Raw genomic sequence first — 16,733 nt, forward strand, 5'->3', positions numbered from 1 at the left:
TCGTCAACCTTTGGTGGTTTTTGGGGATAGGTGCGCAGACGGCGGCATGGGCAGTGCCCCCTCCCGGGCCGTCCAACGCGCCATTTTGCCCGCGAACGGGCGTGCTTTTGCGGGGGGCGGTCCTTTTCGCTCCATGGGGCGCGTCAACCCTTCAGCGTCTGCTCCAGCACGTGCAGCTGCTGGTTGAGTTCGGTGAGTTGCTGGCGTTCGGCGCCAATCTTGCGCACCGCGTGCAGCACCGTGGTGTGGTCGCGCCCGCCGAACAGCTCGCCGATCTCGGGCAGGCTCTTTTGCGTGAGCTCCTTGGCCAGGTACATGGCGATCTGCCGCGGGCGGGCGATGCTGGCCGGGCGCTTCTTGCTGTACATGTCCGCGACCTTGATCTTGTAATAGTCGGCCACGGTCTTCTGGATGTTTTCCACCGAGATCTGCCGGTTTTGGATCGACAGCAGGTCGCGCAGCGCTTCGCGCGCGAGTTGGATGGAAACTTCCTTCTGGTTGAAGCGGCTGTAGGCCAGGATCTTGCGCAGCGCGCCTTCGAGTTCGCGCACGTTGGAGCGCACATTCTTGGCCACGAAGAAGGCCACCTCTTCGGGCATCTCCGACCCTTCAGCGCGCGCCTTGTTGATCAGGATGGCCACGCGCATTTCCAGCTCGGGCGGCTCGATCGCCACCGTCAGCCCAGAGTCGAAACGCGAGACCAGCCGCTCGTGGATGTTGGCCAGACCCTTGGGATAGGTGTCCGAAGTCATCACGATGTGGCTCTTCTTGGCCAGCAGCGCCTCGAAGGCGTTGAAAAATTCTTCCTGCGTGCGGTCCTTGTTGGCAAAGAATTGCACGTCGTCGATCAACAGCAGATCGAGCGAGTGGTAGCGCTCCTTGAAGTCGTCGAAGGTACGGCGCTGGTATGACTTGACCACATCCGAGACGAACTGCTCCGCATGGATGTAGAGAACCTTGGCGTCGGGACGGTCCTGCAGCAGCTTGTTGCCCACGGCATGCACCAGGTGGGTCTTGCCCAAGCCCACGCCGCCATAGATGAACAGCGGGTTGTACAGGTGACCGGGCGAGCCGGCCACGTGCATCGCCGCCGAGCGCGCCATGCGGTTGGCCGTGCCCTCCACCAACGTCTCGAAGGTCAACGCCGGGTTCAGGCGCGTGCGGAAGGCGCCGGCAGGCGCCTCGTCGGTGGAGGGTTGGGCGGACGGTGCATCGCCGGTGGCGGGGGTCTCTGGCGCCGTGGGACGGACGTAAGTCCTGACAACGGATTCCCGCTGAGCAAGCGCTAACTCCAGTGTGACCGGTTGGCCGTACAGACCTTCCAGCAAGGCCGAGATGCGGCCGGCATACTGCGCGCGGATCCAGTCGAGCTTGAAGCGGTTGGCCACCAGCAGGGTGACCTTGGAAAAATCGGGGGCGACCTGGGCCACCAGCGGCTTGATCCAGGTGTTGAACTGCTGTTCCGGGAGGTCCTGCGCCAGCTGTTCGGCGCAGGCCTGCCACAGACCCTGGCCGGCGCTGGCGCCGTCGCTGTCGTGGCTGGAGGAGTGAAGTCCCTCGTTCATTTCAGGTGATTCTTGTTGTGGATAGGAGGAACGCTACAAGGCCCGCGATTCTAGCTTGTCAAGGAGTTATCCACAATCTGAGCGAGGCGGTAAGGGGGCATGTGCGGGCGTACATGCACTGGACTGCAAAGTAAGCCGAGACGCCCCAGGCATTGCCAGGATTCACCGAGCCTGCAATAATCCGCGGTTTCCCTGAATGGTGTTCAGGGTGATTAAGCCCGGGCGGCTGCTTTTCGCGCATTCCATGCAGGATGCAGCAGGCCCGGCGGGTGCTGCCGATCGAAGCCGCGCCCGTAACTGAACCTTCAAGGATCGAGAACATGAAACGTACTTACCAGCCCTCCAAGACGCGCCGTGCGCGCACCCATGGCTTCCTCGTGCGCATGAAGACGCGCGGCGGCCGTGCCGTCATCAACGCTCGCCGCGCCAAGGGCCGCAAGCGTCTGGCCGTCTGAGGCCGGGCCGCTCGGCTTTCGGCCGCTTACGGGTTTGCACCGCCAGTTCCCTGCCGGGGACGCTGCACCCATGCATCGGCTGAAAACGCGCCCCCAGTTCCAGGCAGCCATGGCGGGAGGCACCGTCTCCCGCACGGCGCACTTCGCACTGCACCGGTTGGGTTTGCCGCCGGTGGCAACCGATGGAGTTCCGCCAGCCACAGGGCCCGATTCCTCGCCGAAGGCGCAGGGATCGCAGGCCCTGTTTCTCGTGGGGGGGCAGGCGGGCGGCGTGTGGCTGGGCGCCATGGTGCCCAAGCGCTGGGCCCGCCGCGCAGTCACGCGCAACACCATCAAGCGCCAGATCTACGCCGTGGCCAGCGGGTTCGAGGCGCGCATGCCCAGCGGCGCGCACGTGGTGCGCCTGCGCATGGGCTTTGATCGCAAGCAGTTCGTGAGCGCCACCTCCGAGGCTTTGAAGCAGGCCGTGCGCGCCGAACTGGAACAGCTCTTTGCCGCGGCCGAACGCCGCAGTAGGGTGGCCGCGACAGGGGCGCGACCATGATGCGCGCGCTGCTCATGGGGCTGGTGCGCGGCTACCGGCTGCTGCTAAGTCCCTGGATCGGGTCGGCCTGTCGCTTCGAGCCCACCTGCTCGGTGTACTCTCTGCAGGCGCTGGAGCAACATGGTGCCGCGGCCGGCAGCTACCTGACCGTGCGCCGCCTGGCGCGCTGCCATCCCTGGTGCGAGGGCGGGCTGGACCCCGTGCCGCAGGAGCTGCCGCGCGGCATGCGCCTGTTTTCACGGCTCACGCCTTCCGACGACACTCCCTCTTCCTCACGTAAGAAGACTTCATGAACGACATCCGCCGCACCATCCTGTGGGTGATCTTTGGCTTTTCCATGGTTCTGCTGTGGGACAAGTGGCAGATCCACAACGGCAACAAGGCCACCTTCTTCCCCACGCCGCCGACGCAGACGGCCAGCACGCCCGCGGTAGCGGCCTCCGGCGCTGGCGCTGCCGACGTGCCGGTGGCCGCCGCCAGCGCCACGCCGGGCGCGGCGCCGCAGCTGCCCGCAGGCGCCAGCGTGCCGCCTGCCGCCGCCATCCCGCGCAAGCGTGTGACGGTGAGCACCGACGTGCTGCGCCTGAGCTTTGACTCCGAAGGCGGTTCGCTGGTCCACGGAGAGCTGCTGCAATATCCCGAGATGGAGGACAAGACCAAGCCCTTCCTGCTGCTGGACGAGAGCGCTTCGCGTGTCTATGTCGCGCAGACGGGCCTCATCGGCAACGGTGCCGGCGGCGCCTTCCCCACGCACAAGACCCCCATGGCGGTCGTGCCCGGTCCGCGCGAACTGCAGGACGGCCAGAACGAGCTGACCGTGCGTTTCGAGTCGGCCGACATGGGCGGCGTGAAGCTGGTCAAGACCTGGACGCTCAAGCGCGGCGCCTACGACGTGGCCGTGAAGCACGAGGTGGTCAACACGGGCACGGCCCCGGTATCGCCCCAGCTGTACCTGCAGTTGGCGCGCGATGGCAACAAGCCGGCGGGCGAGTCGTCGTTCTACTCCACGTTCACCGGTCCGGCCGTGTACACCGAGGCGAAGAAGTACCACAAGGTGGAGTTCAAGGACATCGAGAACGGCAAGGCCGAGATCGACAAGTCTTCCAGCAACGGCTACGTGGCCATGGTGCAGCACTACTTCGCCACCGCGTGGCTGCTGGGCGACGGTGTGCAGCGCGACAACTTCGTGCGCAAGGTGGACACCAACCTGTACTCGGTGGGCATGATCACGCCGCTGGGCGAGATCGCCCCCGGCCAGTCGAAGGCCGTGGACGCGCGCCTGTTCGCCGGCCCGCAGATCGAGACGCTGCTGGAAAAGCTGGCCCCGGGCCTGGAGCTGGTCAAGGACTATGGCTGGCTGACCATCCTGGCCAAGCCGCTGTACTGGCTGCTGGACCAGTTGCACAAGGTGATCGCCAACTGGGGCTGGTCCATCGTGGCGCTGGTGTTCCTGTTGAAGATCGCGTTCTACTGGCTCAACGCCAAGGCCTATGCCAGCATGGCCAAGATGAAGGCCATCAACCCGCGCATCATGGAAATGCGCGAGCGCCTGAAGGACAAGCCCCAGCAGATGCAGCAGGAGATGATGCGCATCTACCGCGAGGAGAAGGTCAACCCCATGGGCGGCTGCCTGCCCATCATGATCCAGATCCCGGTGTTCATCGCGCTGTACTGGGTGCTGCTGTCCAGCGTGGAGATGCGCAATGCGCCGTGGATCGGCTGGATCAAGGACCTGTCCTCGCCCGACCCATTCTTCATCCTGCCGCTCCTGATGACGCTCTCGTCGCTGCTGCAGACGGCGCTGAACCCCGCGCCGCCGGACCCGATGCAGGCCAAGATGATGTGGCTGATGCCGCTGATGTTCAGCGTGATGTTCTTCTTCTTCCCGGCCGGCCTGGTGCTGTACTGGCTGACGAACAACATCCTGTCGATCGCGCAGCAGTGGATCATCAACACCCGCATGGGCGTGCCGCCGCAGTTCAACCTGCCCAAGTTCCGCTGACGGAGCGCGGCCTTCCCGGCCGCAATCCCCTGCTCCCCGCAACGGCCGCTCAGCGGCCGTTGTTGTTTTCGGTACGATGATTGCTACTACGTGATCCGGTAGTAACCATCAACACACAGGAGCCAGACGGATGATTCAACGTACCACCTTCAAACTGGGCTTGCTGGGGGCCGCCGTGCTCGTGGCCATGGGCACCGCCCACGCCGCCACCATGCGCTGGGCCGGCGCCAACGACATCCTCACCGTGGACCCCCACGCGCAGAACCACCAGACCACGCACGCCTTCCTGCAGCAGGTGTACGAGAGCCTGGTGCGCTATGACGACAAGTACCAGATCGAGCCCGCGTTGGCCACCAAGTGGACGCAGGTCTCCCCCACACAGGTGCGTTTTGAACTGCGCAAGGGCGTGAAATTCCACGATGGTGCGCCATTCACGGCCGATGACGTGGTGTTCTCGCTCACGCGTGCCGGCACGGCGCCGTCCAACATGATGTCCGCGGTGCAGAGCGTCAAGGAAGTCAAGAAGGTGGACGAGCACACGGTGGACGTGTTCCTCAAGGGCCCCAATCCCATCCTGCTGCGCGAGCTGACCGAGGCGCGCATCATGAACAAGGCCTGGGCCGAGAAGCACAACTCGGTGAAGTCGCAAGACTACGCGGGCAAGGAAGAGAACTACGCCTCGCGCAACGCCAACGGCACGGGCCCCTTCGTCATGGTGGGCTGGCAGCCGGACGTGAAGGTCACGCTCAAGAAGAACCCCAACTGGTGGGACAAGCCCAAGGGCAACATCGACGAGGTGGTGTTCACCCCCATCAAGTCGGCCGCCACGCGCTCGGCCGCGCTGATCTCGGGGCAGGTGGACTTCGTGGTCGACCCGCCGCCGCAGGATCTGGCGCGCATGAAGGCCAACCCCGACATCAAGCTCATCGAAGGGGCCGAGAACCGCACCATCTACCTGGGCCTGGACCAGTTCCGCGACGAGCTGCCCGGCGCGGGCACGGCCGGCAAGAACCCGCTCAAGGACAAGCGCGTGCGCCAGGCGCTGTACCAGGCCATCGACTCTGCGGGCCTGCACAGCCGCACCATGCGCAACCTGTCGGTGCCTGCGGGCACCATGATCGCTCCCATGGTGCATGGCTGGACCAAGCAACTGGACGAGCGTGCCGCCAAGTACGACGTGGAGGCCGCCAAGAAGCTGCTGGCCGACGCCGGCTACCCGAACGGCTTCTCGCTCAAGCTCGACTGCCCGAATGACCGCTACGTGAATGACGAGGCCATCTGCCAGGCCGTTACCGCCATGTGGACGCGCATCGGCGTCAAGACCAACCTGCAAACTGCGCCCATGGCGCAGTTCGTCACCCGCGTGATGAACAACGACGTGAGCGCCTACCTGTTCGGCTGGGGCGTGGCCACGTTCGACGCGCTGTATTCGCTGGACTCGCTGATGTCCACCAAGGACGGCAAGACCTCGGCTGGCGTCTACAACGGCGGGCGCTTTTCCGACGCCAAGCTCGACGGCATGATCCAGCAGATCAAGGTCGAGATGGATGCCCCCAAGCGCGACGCGCTGATCAACGACGCGCTCAAGCTGGTCAAGGACGAGTACTACTACCTGCCGCTGCACCACCAGATCCGCCCCTGGGCGATGCGCAAGAACGTGGACACGCCGCATCGCGCGGACGATCGCCCGATGCCGAACTGGACCACGATCAAGTAGGCCGGTTCTCCGTCCCGCTTCCCCCATCCCAAGGCCCGCTCTGCGGGCCTTTTTGCTGGGCCAATCCCTGGAAATACGGGTTTCCACCAGTCCGCAAGGCCCGCCCGGCGCTTGAATGATTGAATTTTTTCTTTAGGATTCGCGTCTGTAAATTTTTTATCAACACCGCATTCCTCCGCCATGCCCAAGCCCGCGCCAGCCAGCCCGCAGCAGGTCTCGATCGCCACGCGCATCGCGCAGGCGCGCATGCAGCTCACGCCCTCGCACCAGCAGATCGCGGACTACGTGCTCAAGCGCCCCCTGCAGGCGGCCACCATGCCCATCGACGAGCTGGCGGCGGCGGTGGGCGTGTCGGTGGCAACGGCCAACCGCTTCGCGCGCGCCATCGGGCTGGACGGCTACCCCATGCTGCGCGCCGAGCTGGTCAAGGGCTTCGAGGCCATGTTGGCGCCCGTGGAGAAGATGCGCGTGCGCCTGGAAAAGCCCGGCAGCGCGCATGACGCCTTCGTGGCGGTGCTCGACGAGAGCCAGAACAACATCGCCGCCACGCGCGCCGCGCTCGACCCCTCGGCCTGTGCGGCTGCGGTGCAGGCCGTCGCGGCGGCGCGGCGCATCTACGTGCTCGGCTATGGCGCCTCGGGCTGGCTGGCCGGCCTGCTGGCGCGCGGGCTCGACATGCACTGCGAGAACGTGCACCTGCTCTCCAGCGTCGCCGGCGCCACCGACGGCGCGCGCCAGCTGCCGCGCATGGGGGCGCAGGACCTGTTCATCGTCATCAGCTTCCCGCGCTACCTGCGCGACAGCGTGGCGCTGACGCGCGCGGCGCACGAGCGCGGCGTCCCCGTCCTGGCGCTGACCGACGGCGCGCACTCGCCACTCGCGCCGTTTGCGCGCCACTGCCTGTTCGCCAAGGCCGAGAGCTACCACGCGGTGAATTCCGAGACCACGGTGCTCGCGCTGATCGAGGCCCTGATCAGCGCCGTCGCGCTGCACACGCGCGACACGGTGCAGAACGCCACGCGCATGACCGAGGCCGTGCTGCCCTGGCTGCACGGCGCGGGCCGCGCCGGCGCGGCCAATCCCGCGCCCACTCCTGCCGAATCTTCCGAATGAAGACCATGCCCCATGCAGCACGCGCCGCCGTGCCCGTCATCGCCATCCACGGCGGCGCCGGCACGCTCCTGCGCAGCCACATCAGCCCCGCGCAGGAGCGCGCCTACCACGCCGCGCTGCAGGACGTATTGCGCGCCGGACAGGCCGTGCTGGCCGGCGGCGGCACGGCGCTCGATGCGGTGTGCGTGGCCGTGCAGGCGCTCGAGGACTGCCCGCTGTTCAACGCCGGCCATGGCGCGGTGTTCACGGCCGACGCCACGCACGAGCTCGACGCCGCCGTGATGGACGGCGCCACGCTGGCCGCCGGGGCCGTGGCGGGCGTGGCCCGCGTGCGCAACCCGGTGCTGGCCGCGCGCGAGGTGCTGCGCGACGGCCGGCATGTGCTGATGATCGGCGCCGGCGCCGAGCGCCTGGCGCAATCGGCCGGCCTTGCGACGGTGCAGCCCGGCTACTTTTCCACCGAGGCGCGCCTGGCCCAGCTGCGCGCGGCCCAGGGCGGCGGCGCCGGCGCGGTGCTGGACCACGACGGCGCCGCCGCGCTGGCCGCGCGCGCCCAGGAGGGGCCGCTGGACGAGGGCCGCAAGATGGGCACGGTGGGCGCGGTGGCGCTCGACGCGCAGGGCCACCTGGCGGCGGCCACCTCCACCGGCGGCATGACCAACAAGCGCCCGGGCCGCGTGGGCGACAGCCCGCTGATCGGCGCCGGCACCTATGCCGACGACCGCACGGCCGCCGTGTCCTGCACCGGCCATGGCGAGAGCTTCATCCGCGTGGCCGCCGCGCACGACGTCTGCGCGCGCATGGCCTACGGCGGGCAGGCGCTGCAAGAGGCGAGCGACGCCGTGGTGCACCAGGCGCTGGCCGCCATCGGCGGCACGGGCGGGCTGATCGCCGTCGACCGCCTGGGCAACGTGTGCCTGCCCTTCAACACCGAGGGCATGTACCGCGGCCTGGCGCGCGTGGGCCAGGCGCCCGAATCCTTCATCTACCGCTGACCGGGGCCATCCTGCCATGACGACCCATTCCCCCCATGCCGCCGCGCCCCTGCAGCTGCCCGAGCAGCGCGTGCTGGCCGTGAGCGCGCTGAGCGTGCGCTTTGCCACCTCCGAGCGCACCGTGGATGCCGTGCGCGATCTCTCCTTCCACGTGGACCGGGGCGAGACCCTGGCCATCGTGGGCGAGTCGGGCTCGGGCAAGTCCGTCACCTCGCTGGCGCTGATGCGCCTGGTGGAGCATGGCGGCGGCAGGATCATCGGCGGCTCGGCGTTCCTGCGCCGGCGCGGCGGCCAGGTGCTGGACGTGGCCCGGGCGACGCAGGCACAGATGCGCGACGTGCGCGGCGCCGACGTGGCCATGATCTTCCAGGAGCCCATGACCTCGCTGAACCCGGTGTTCACCGCGGGCGAGCAGATCGCCGAATCCATCCGCGTGCACCAGGGCATGGACCGCGCCGGCGCGCGCGCCGAGGCGCTGCGCATGCTCGAACTGGTGCGCATCCCCGAGGCGAGGAACGTGCTCGACCGCTTCCCGCACCAGCTCTCGGGCGGCATGCGCCAGCGCGTGATGATCGCCATGGCGCTGTCGTGCAAGCCCCAGCTCCTGATCGCCGACGAGCCCACCACGGCGCTGGACGTGACCATCCAGGCGCAGATCCTGCAGCTCATCCGCCAGCTGCAGGACGAGATGCACATGGGCGTGATCTTCATCACCCACGACATGGGCGTGGTGGCCGAGGTGGCCGACCGCGTGCTCGTCATGTACCGCGGCGACAAGGTGGAGGAGGGCGCGTCCGAACAGCTGTTCGCCGCACCCCAGCATGCCTACACGCGCGCGCTGCTGTCGGCCGTGCCCAAGCTGGGTGCGATGCAGGGCACCGACCTGCCGCGCCCGTTCGACCTGCTGCGCGTCGATGGCACCACCACGGTGGGCGAATCCACGCCCGTCGACACCCGCCCGGCCGACGCCCAGCCCATCCTGCGCGTGAAGAACCTCATCACGCGCTTCGACCTGCGCTCGGGCCTGCTCAACAGGGTCACGCGCCGCGTGCACGCGGTGGAGCAGGTGAGCTTCGACCTCTACCCCGGCGAGACGCTGGCGTTGGTGGGCGAATCGGGCTGCGGCAAGTCCACCACCGGGCGCTCGCTGCTGCGCCTGGTGGAGAGCCAGAGCGGCGCCATCGAGTTCGGCGGGCGCAACATCCTCGACCTGCCGCGCAGCGAGGTGCAGGCGCTGCGCCGCGACATCCAGTTCATCTTCCAGGATCCGTTCGCGTCGCTGGACCCGCGCCTGACGGTGGGCTTCTCGATCATGGAGCCGCTGCTGGTGCACAGGATCGGCACGCGCGAGGAGGCCCAGGCCCGCGTGGACTGGCTGCTGGAGAAGGTGGGCCTGCCGCGCGAGCACGCGCAGCGCTACCCGCACGAGTTCTCGGGCGGCCAGCGCCAGCGCATCGCCATCGCCCGCGCGCTGGCGCTCAACCCCAAGGTGGTGGTGGCCGACGAATCCGTGTCGGCGCTGGACGTGTCCATCCAGGCGCAGATCGTGAATCTGATGCTCGACCTGCAGCGCGAGCTGGGCGTGGCCTTCCTGTTCATCTCGCACGACATGGCCGTGGTCGAGCGCATCAGCCACCGCGTGGCGGTGATGTACCTGGGCCGCATCGTCGAGATCGGGCCGCGCCGCGCGATCTTCGAGAACCCCCAGCACCCCTACACCCGCAAGCTGATGGCCGCCGTGCCCATTGCCGACCCGGCGCGCCGGCACTTGAAGCGCGCGCTGCTCGAAGGCGAGATCCCCAGCCCCATCCGCCCCGTGGGCGACGAGCCCGTGGTGCCGCCCATGGTGCAGGTGGGCCCCGGCCATTTCGTGGCGCCCGCCACGGTGTGAATTTGAATGAAATCGGCCTCCAGCCCTTATGCAGCAAGCGCTGGAAGCTATCTTTCTTGAAGTAGTCCCGTTTCCCCCTCACTGGAGTTCACCCATGAAGAAAACCGCTTCCACCCGCCGCACGGCCCAGGCCCTGCTGGCCCTGGCCGCCTTCGCCGCATCCGGCTCCGTGCTGGCCGCGGGCAACGCCGTGCTGGCCATCTACCAGCAGCCCGAGACGCTGGACCCGTACAACACCAACACGACCATCACCACGGCCGTCACCAAGACCTTCTACGAAGGGCTGTTCGCGTTCGACAAGGACCTGAAGATCAAGAACGTGCTGGCCGAGAGCTACGACGTGTCCAAGGACGGCCTGGTCTACACCTTCAAGCTGCGCCAGGGCGTGAAGTTCCACGACGGCACCGACTTCAACGCCGCCGCGGCCAAGGCCAACTTCGACCGCGTGATGGACCCCGCCAACCGCCTGCTGCGCGCCAACCAGTTCAACCGCGTCGCCAAGGTCGAGGCCGTGAACCCACAGACCCTGCGCATCACGCTGAAGGAGCCCTTTGGCCCCTTCATCAACGCGCTGGCCCACGCATCGGCCGCCATCATCTCGCCCGCCGCGCTCACGAAGTGGGGCAGCAAGGACATCGCCTTCCACCCCGTGGGCACGGGCCCGTTCGAGTTCGTCGAGTGGAAGCAGACCGAGGCCATCGTGGGCAAGAAGTTCGCCGGCTACTGGAAGCAGGGCTACCCCAAGGTGGACCAGGTGACCTGGAAGCCCGTGACCGAGAACAACACCCGCGCCGCCATGCTGCAGACGGGCGAGGCCGACTTCGCCTTCACGCTGCCCTATGAGCAGATCGCCACGCTCAAGAAGAGCGACAAGGTGGAGGTGGTGTCCCGGCCGTCCATCATCCAGCGCTTCCTGACGTTCAACATGCTGCAGAAGCCCTTCGACAATCCCAAGGTGCGCGAGGCCATCGGCTACGCCATCAACAAGGAAGCGCTGGCCAAGGTGGCCTTCAGCGGCCACGCCTTCCCCGCCCAGGGCTTCGTGCCGCAGGGCGTGGAATACGCGCTGAAGATGCAGCCCATCCCCTACAACGTGGCCAAGGCCAAGGAGCTGCTCAAGGAAGCGGGCTACCCCAACGGCTTCGAGTCCACGCTGTGGAGCGGCTACAACAACACCACCAGCCAGAAGGTGATCCAGTTCATCCAGCAGCAGCTGCAGCAGGTCGGTATCAAGGTGTCGGTGGAGGCGCTGGAGCCCGGCAAGCGCGTGGAGCTGGTCGATTCCTGGCCCGACCCCAAGACCGCCAAGGCGCGCCTGTACTACATCGGCTGGTCGTCCTCCACGGGCGAGGCCGACTGGGCGCTGCGCCCGCTGTTCTCCACCGAGTCCTGGTCGCCCAAGCTGGCGAACTATGCCTTCTACAGCAACCCCGTGGTCGATGAGTCCATCGCCAAGGCGCTGCTGACCACCAACGGCGCCGAGCGCGCCGCGCTCTACAAGACCGCGCAGGAGCAGCTCGCCAAGGACCTGCCGCGCATTCCGCTGGTGACGGAGGACGTGCTCTACGCCCACTCCAAGCGCCTGTCGGGCGTCTACGTGATGCCCGACGGCAACATCAACAGCGACGAGATCGCGCTGAAGTAAGGCACTGCCTTAACCCGGCCCTCTCCCGCGTGCGGGAGAGGGGGCGAATCCCTCATCCATCACACCCATGCTGAACTACTTCCTCAAACGATTGCTGGGGCTGCTGCCCACGCTGCTGATCGTTGCGGTACTGGTGTTCCTGTTCGTCCACATGCTGCCCGGCGACCCCGCGCGCCTGGCCGCGGGCCAGGACGCCGACGAGGCCACGATCGCGCTCGTGCGCCAGGAGCTGGGCCTGGACAAGCCGCTGCCCGAGCAGTTCGTGCACTTCTTCTCGCGCATGGTGCAGGGTGACTTCGGCCTCTCGATGCGCACGCGCCGCCCGGTGTCGGCCGAGATCGGCGAGCGCTTCATGCCCACGCTGCTGCTCACCATCAGCAGCATGGTCTGGTCCGTCATCTTCGGCATGGGCATAGGCATCGCCTCGGCCGTGTACCGCAACAAGTGGCCCGACCGGCTGGGCATGACGCTGGCGGTCTCGGGCATCTCGTTCCCCGCGTTCGCGCTGGGCATGATGCTGATGCAGGTCTTCTCGGTTCAGCTCGGCTGGCTGCCCACAGTGGGGGCCGATTCGTGGCGCCACTACATCCTTCCGTCGATCACGCTGGGCGCGGCCGTGGCGGCGGTGATGGCGCGCTTCACGCGCGCGTCGTTCGTCGAGGTGGTGCAGGAGGACTTCGTGCGCACCGCGCGCGCCAAGGGGCTGAACGAGCGCGTGGTGGTGCTCAAGCACTGCCTGCGCAACGCGCTGATCCCGGTGGTCACGATGATGGGCCTGCAGTTCGGCTTCCTGCTGGGCGGCTCCATCGTGGTGGAGGCGGTGTTCAACTGGCCCGGCCTGGGCCGCCTGCTGGTGGACGCGGTGACCGCGCGCGACTACCCCGTCATCCAGACGCTGGTGCTGCTGTTCTCGCTGGAATTCATCCTCATCAACCTGGTGGTGGATGTGCTCTACGGCTTCATCAACCCGACGATCCGCTACAAGTGAAAAAGAAGAAAGAGGCCCGGCGATGACCACAACCTCCCTCTCCTCTCCCGCCGCCGCCGCGCCCGGGAAGGTGCGCACGCCCTGGCGCGAGTTCTGGCGCAAGTTCAAGAAGCAGCACGTGGCCGTGGCCGCGCTGGTCTTCGTGGCGCTGCTGGTGCTGGTGGCCGTGCTGGCGCCCTGGATCGTGCCGTTCGACGCCGAGAACTACTTCGACTACGACCGCCTGAACGAAGGGCCGTCGGCCCTGCACTGGTTCGGCGTCGATCCGCTGGGGCGCGACATCTTCAGCCGCATCCTGATGGGCGCGCGCATCTCGCTGGCGGCGGGCTTCCTGTCGGTGGCCATAGGCTGCGCAATCGGCACCACGCTGGGGCTGCTGGCGGGCTATTACGAAGGCTGGTGGGACCGCATCGTGATGCGCATCTCCGACGTGCTGTTCGCCTTCCCCGGCATCCTGCTGGCGCTGGGCGTGGTGGCCATCCTGGGCAGCAGCATGACCAACGTGGTCGTCGCCGTCGCCGTGTTCAGCGTGCCGGCGTTCGCGCGCCTGGTGCGCGGCAACACGCTGGTGCTCAAGCACATGACCTACATCGAGTCGGCGCAGAGCATCGGCGCGAGCGACTTCACCATCATCGTGCGCCACATCCTGCCGGGCACGATCTCGTCCATCGTCGTCTACTTCACGATGCGCGTGGGCACCTCCATCATCACGGCGGCCAGCCTGTCCTTCCTGGGCATGGGCGCGCAGCCGCCCACGCCCGAGTGGGGCGCCATGCTCAACGAGGCGCGCGCCGACATGGTCAACGCGCCGCACGTGGCGCTGTTCCCCAGCTTGGCGATCTTCTTCACCGTGCTGGCATTCAACCTGCTGGGCGACGGCCTGCGCGACGCGCTCGACCCCAAGATCGACCGCCAGACATGATGGACCAGCCCCCCCGCATCGGCCTGCTGGACGCCGGCGCGCGCGATGCGATCACCGACGTGGCCGGCGTCACCGTGGGCCACGCCACGCTCGCGGACGGCGGCGTGCAGACCGGCGTCACCGTCATCCACCCGCACGCGCGCGACCCGTTCCTGCACAAGGCGCCGGCCGCCGTCGCCGTCATCAACGGCTTCGGCAAGAGCGTGGGCCTGGTGCAGCTGGCCGAGCTGGGCCAGCTGGAGACGCCGGTCGCGCTGACCAATACCTTCTCGGTGCCCGCCGTCGCCCAGGCGCAGATCGCGCGCTGCTGCGCCGCCAACCCCGAGGTGGGGCGCGCCTGGTCCACGGTGAACCCGCTCGTGCTCGAATGCAACGACGGCTATCTCAACGACATCCAGCGCATGGCCGTCACGGCGCGGCACTACGACCTGGCCTGCGCCAGCGCGGGCGTGGAGGTGGCGCAGGGCGCGGTGGGCGCAGGGCGCGGCATGTCCAGCTTCCAGCTCAAGGGCGGCATCGGCACGGCGTCGCGCCAGGCGCTGCTCTGCGGCGGCGCGCGCTACACCGTGGGCGCGCTGGTGCTGGCCAACTACGGCGTGCAGGCCAACCTGGTGTGGGGCGGCCAGCCCCTGGGCCGGCGCCTGGCGGCGCGGCAGCCGGCGCGCAGCGAGCCGGAGAAGGGCTCGATCATCATGGTGCTGGCCACCGACGCGCCGCTGGACGCGCGCCAGCTCAAGCGCCTGGCGCTGCGCGCCGCGGCGGGCCTGGCGCGCACCGGGTCGGTCTACGGCCACGGCAGCGGCGACATCGCGCTGGCGTTCTCCACGGCCTACACCCTGCCGCACCTGCCCGCCGAGCCCATGCCCGCCGTGGCCCTGGTGCACGAGGCGCTGCTCGACCCCTTGTTCCAGGCGGGCGCCGACAGCGTGGAGCAGGCCATCGTGCACGCGCTGTGGCACGCGCAGGCCGTCACCGGCCGCGACGGCCACCGCCGCGACGCGCTGCGCCCGCTGCTGCAAGCTATGAATAAATGAGCTGCCGGCGCAGTCGCAGAAAGCGTTACAAGCCATTTTGACTCTTAATCACGAAGGAAGGCCATGAAGATCCTGGTTTCCGTGGACATCGAGGGCGTGGCCGGCGTCTACCACCCCGAGCAGACGCGCGCCGGCAACCCCGAGTACGAGCGCGCGCGCCGCCTGATGGCGGCCGAGGCCAACGCCGCCATCGCCGGCGCGTTCGACGCCGGCGCCGGCGAGGTCTACGTCAACGACTCGCACGGGAGCTTCCGCAACATGCCGCCCGACCTGCTGGACGCGCGCGCCCAGGCCATCCAGGGCAAGCCGCGCTACCTGAGCATGGTGGCCGGCGTGGAGCTGGGCGTGGACGGCCTGGTGTGCATCGGCTACCACGCGCGCTCCAAGGGGCGCGGCATCCTGGCGCACACCATCAACAGCTTCGCCTTCGCGCGCGTGCGCTTCAACGGCCAGGAGCTGGGCGAGCTGGGCATCTACGGGCTGCTGGCCGGCCAGTACGGCGTGCCGGTGATCGCCGCCTCGGGCGACGACGCCTTCATCGCCGAATACCGGGCGCTGCTGCCCGCCACGCGCTTCATCGAGGTCAAGCGCGCCACCGGTTTCGGCAGCGGTACCAGCCTGTCGCCCGAGGCCGCCTGCGCCGCCATCCGCGCCGGCGTGGCCGAGGCCGTTCCCCAGGCGCGCGCCACCGCGCCGCTGGCCATGGCCGGCCCCATCGCCGTCGAACTGCAGACGCAGACGCCGGCGCTGGCCGACCTGTTCTGCCAGTGGCCCACGCTCGTGCGCACCGACGGCGACGCGCTGCGCTTCGACGCGCCGGACGTGGAAGCCGCGGTGCGCATGCTCAACTGCCTGTCGGCCATGTCCAGCATGTTGAGATGAGACAACCCTCTGAGCGGCTTCGCCGCTCCATGCTGCCGCCGGAGACAGCAGCCCTTCAGGCACGTCCAAGCCTGCGCAGGCAGGCTTGGGGCCGCGGCCCTCAGCCCCTTCTCTCACGCCTCGCGTGGGAAGGGGGACGCCGCCCGTGCGGCGGGGCGGCCCTTGCACGGCGGCCCTCGCCTGGGGCGCGCCAGTTTCATGGGCTGCAGCACAATGAATCACTGAAATGAACACACATCCCGCCCCCCAGCCCGTGGGCATCCTGGCCGGCATGGGCCCGGCCGCCGGCGTGGACTTCGCGCGCCTGTTCGTCGCCGCCTGCGAGGACTGGCTGCGCAGCCACGGCCACGCCGTGTGCGACCAGGCCTATCCCGCGCACTGGATGGCGCAGCTGCCCATTCCCGACCGCACGCGCGCCCTCACCGACGGCGCGGCGCCCCAGCCGCTCGAAGCCATGGCGCAGGGCCTGGCGCAGCTGGCCGGCCTGGGCGCGCGCGCCGTGGCCATGCCCTGCAACACCGCCCATGCCTGGCATGCGGCCCTGCAGGAGCGCGTGCCCCAGGTCGAGCTGCTGCACATGCCGCGCGAGACGGCGGCCGCGCTGCGCGCGCAGGGCCAGGAGCGCGTGGCCTTGCTCGCCACCGAGGGCAGCTACCGCATCGGCCTGTACGAGCAGGCCTTCGCGGCGCAGGGCATCGCCTGCGTGCTGCCCGATGCAAAGGCGCGGCAATGGCTGATGCAGGGCATCTACGACGGCGTCAAGGCCGGCGACATGGCGCTGGCGCAGCAGCGCTTCGTCGCCGTGGGGCAGGCGCTGCGCGCGCAGCATGGCGACATTGCGCTGGCCATGGCCTGCACCGAAATCCCGCTGGCCCTGCCGCAGGCGCCCGAGGCGCAGGACTGGACGCTGATCGACCCCGCGGCCATTCTTGCGCGCGCGTTGGCGCGCCGCGCCTACGGCGCCTAGGCGGGTAGGGTGA

Annotated in this window: 15 protein-coding genes; 14 read left to right on the plus strand and 1 reads right to left on the minus strand. The window is 68.3% G+C overall.

What is annotated here, in order from left to right:
- Positions 1-143: 143 nt before the first annotated feature.
- Positions 144-1,565 (minus strand): chromosomal replication initiator protein DnaA, encoded by a 1,422-nt coding sequence (gene dnaA / locus I3K84_RS13205; protein WP_088888008.1) that lies wholly within the window; start codon positions 1,563-1,565, stop codon positions 144-146.
- 320 nt (positions 1,566-1,885) lie between these two features.
- On the opposite strand from dnaA, the gene rpmH reads away from it, so the two are divergent.
- The 14 genes from rpmH to I3K84_RS13275 all read left to right on the plus strand — a co-directional run bounded on the left by rpmH (position 1,886) and on the right by I3K84_RS13275 (position 16,720).
- Entirely contained in the window at positions 1,886-2,020 is a 135-nt protein-coding gene (rpmH, locus tag I3K84_RS13210) for a 50S ribosomal protein L34 (RefSeq protein WP_005798102.1), read from the plus strand.
- 70 nt (positions 2,021-2,090) lie between these two features.
- Entirely contained in the window at positions 2,091-2,564 is a 474-nt protein-coding gene (locus tag I3K84_RS13215) for a ribonuclease P protein component (protein WP_196994716.1), read from the plus strand.
- A complete protein-coding gene (gene yidD / locus I3K84_RS13220; protein ID WP_011807217.1) occupies positions 2,561-2,857 on the plus strand; it encodes a membrane protein insertion efficiency factor YidD in 297 nt (98 codons plus the stop codon). The genes I3K84_RS13215 and yidD overlap by 4 nt, the downstream gene beginning before the upstream one ends.
- On the plus strand, positions 2,854-4,566 hold the full coding sequence (gene yidC, locus I3K84_RS13225; protein WP_196994717.1) for a membrane protein insertase YidC: 1,713 nt from the start codon (positions 2,854-2,856) through the stop codon (positions 4,564-4,566). The genes yidD and yidC overlap by 4 nt, the downstream gene beginning before the upstream one ends.
- A gap of 130 nt (positions 4,567-4,696) precedes the next feature.
- Positions 4,697-6,283: an ABC transporter substrate-binding protein gene (locus I3K84_RS13230; protein WP_196994718.1), complete on the plus strand. Its 1,587-nt coding sequence runs from the start codon at positions 4,697-4,699 to the stop codon at positions 6,281-6,283.
- Between the two features lie 180 nt (positions 6,284-6,463).
- Positions 6,464-7,396, plus strand: a complete 933-nt coding sequence (locus I3K84_RS13235) for a MurR/RpiR family transcriptional regulator (RefSeq protein WP_196994719.1) — start codon at positions 6,464-6,466, stop codon at positions 7,394-7,396.
- Complete coding sequence (locus I3K84_RS13240) at positions 7,393-8,391, plus strand: isoaspartyl peptidase/L-asparaginase family protein (protein ID WP_196994720.1); 999 nt, start codon at positions 7,393-7,395, stop codon at positions 8,389-8,391. The genes I3K84_RS13235 and I3K84_RS13240 overlap by 4 nt, the downstream gene beginning before the upstream one ends.
- Positions 8,392-8,407: 16 nt before the next feature.
- A complete protein-coding gene (locus tag I3K84_RS13245) occupies positions 8,408-10,282 on the plus strand; it encodes a dipeptide ABC transporter ATP-binding protein (RefSeq protein ID WP_135148246.1) in 1,875 nt (624 codons plus the stop codon).
- A 94-nt stretch (positions 10,283-10,376) separates the two neighbouring features.
- On the plus strand, positions 10,377-11,927 hold the full coding sequence (gsiB, locus tag I3K84_RS13250) for a glutathione ABC transporter substrate-binding protein GsiB (RefSeq protein WP_094439726.1): 1,551 nt from the start codon (positions 10,377-10,379) through the stop codon (positions 11,925-11,927).
- Positions 11,928-11,994: 67 nt separating this feature from the next.
- Positions 11,995-12,915, plus strand: a complete 921-nt coding sequence (gene gsiC, locus I3K84_RS13255; protein ID WP_135148245.1) for a glutathione ABC transporter permease GsiC — start codon at positions 11,995-11,997, stop codon at positions 12,913-12,915.
- A gap of 22 nt (positions 12,916-12,937) precedes the next feature.
- Positions 12,938-13,837 carry a glutathione ABC transporter permease GsiD gene (gsiD, locus tag I3K84_RS13260; RefSeq protein WP_094439722.1) on the plus strand — a complete coding sequence of 300 codons (900 nt, stop codon included), beginning with the start codon at positions 12,938-12,940 and terminating at the stop codon, positions 13,835-13,837.
- Positions 13,834-14,871, plus strand: a complete 1,038-nt coding sequence (locus tag I3K84_RS13265; protein ID WP_196994721.1) for a P1 family peptidase — start codon at positions 13,834-13,836, stop codon at positions 14,869-14,871. Before gsiD ends, I3K84_RS13265 begins: the two co-directional genes overlap by 4 nt.
- 63 nt (positions 14,872-14,934) lie before the next feature.
- Positions 14,935-15,753 (plus strand): M55 family metallopeptidase, encoded by an 819-nt coding sequence (locus I3K84_RS13270; protein ID WP_196994722.1) that lies wholly within the window; start codon positions 14,935-14,937, stop codon positions 15,751-15,753.
- 226 nt (positions 15,754-15,979) lie between these two features.
- A complete protein-coding gene (locus I3K84_RS13275; RefSeq protein WP_094439716.1) occupies positions 15,980-16,720 on the plus strand; it encodes an aspartate/glutamate racemase family protein in 741 nt (246 codons plus the stop codon).
- The last annotated feature ends 13 nt before the right edge of the window (positions 16,721-16,733 follow it).

The organism is Diaphorobacter sp. JS3051 (genome assembly GCF_015832135.1).
Classification (GTDB): domain Bacteria; phylum Pseudomonadota; class Gammaproteobacteria; order Burkholderiales; family Burkholderiaceae_C; genus Diaphorobacter; species Diaphorobacter nitroreducens.

Excerpts from the sequence above, each read along its gene's own strand:
- dnaA (WP_088888008.1), bottom strand. The coding sequence starts at position 1,565 with ATGAACGAGGGACTTCACTCCTCCAGCCACGACAGCGACGGCGCCAGC.
- rpmH (WP_005798102.1), top strand. The coding sequence starts at position 1,886 with ATGAAACGTACTTACCAGCCCTCCAAGACGCGCCGTGCGCGCACCCAT.
- I3K84_RS13215 (WP_196994716.1), top strand. The coding sequence starts at position 2,091 with ATGCATCGGCTGAAAACGCGCCCCCAGTTCCAGGCAGCCATGGCGGGA.
- yidD (WP_011807217.1), top strand. The coding sequence starts at position 2,561 with ATGATGCGCGCGCTGCTCATGGGGCTGGTGCGCGGCTACCGGCTGCTG.
- yidC (WP_196994717.1), top strand. The coding sequence starts at position 2,854 with ATGAACGACATCCGCCGCACCATCCTGTGGGTGATCTTTGGCTTTTCC.
- I3K84_RS13230 (WP_196994718.1), top strand. The coding sequence starts at position 4,697 with ATGATTCAACGTACCACCTTCAAACTGGGCTTGCTGGGGGCCGCCGTG.
- I3K84_RS13235 (WP_196994719.1), top strand. The coding sequence starts at position 6,464 with ATGCCCAAGCCCGCGCCAGCCAGCCCGCAGCAGGTCTCGATCGCCACG.
- I3K84_RS13240 (WP_196994720.1), top strand. The coding sequence starts at position 7,393 with ATGAAGACCATGCCCCATGCAGCACGCGCCGCCGTGCCCGTCATCGCC.
- I3K84_RS13245 (WP_135148246.1), top strand. The coding sequence starts at position 8,408 with ATGACGACCCATTCCCCCCATGCCGCCGCGCCCCTGCAGCTGCCCGAG.
- gsiB (WP_094439726.1), top strand. The coding sequence starts at position 10,377 with ATGAAGAAAACCGCTTCCACCCGCCGCACGGCCCAGGCCCTGCTGGCC.
- gsiC (WP_135148245.1), top strand. The coding sequence starts at position 11,995 with ATGCTGAACTACTTCCTCAAACGATTGCTGGGGCTGCTGCCCACGCTG.
- gsiD (WP_094439722.1), top strand. The coding sequence starts at position 12,938 with ATGACCACAACCTCCCTCTCCTCTCCCGCCGCCGCCGCGCCCGGGAAG.
- I3K84_RS13265 (WP_196994721.1), top strand. The coding sequence starts at position 13,834 with ATGATGGACCAGCCCCCCCGCATCGGCCTGCTGGACGCCGGCGCGCGC.
- I3K84_RS13270 (WP_196994722.1), top strand. The coding sequence starts at position 14,935 with ATGAAGATCCTGGTTTCCGTGGACATCGAGGGCGTGGCCGGCGTCTAC.
- I3K84_RS13275 (WP_094439716.1), top strand. The coding sequence starts at position 15,980 with ATGAACACACATCCCGCCCCCCAGCCCGTGGGCATCCTGGCCGGCATG.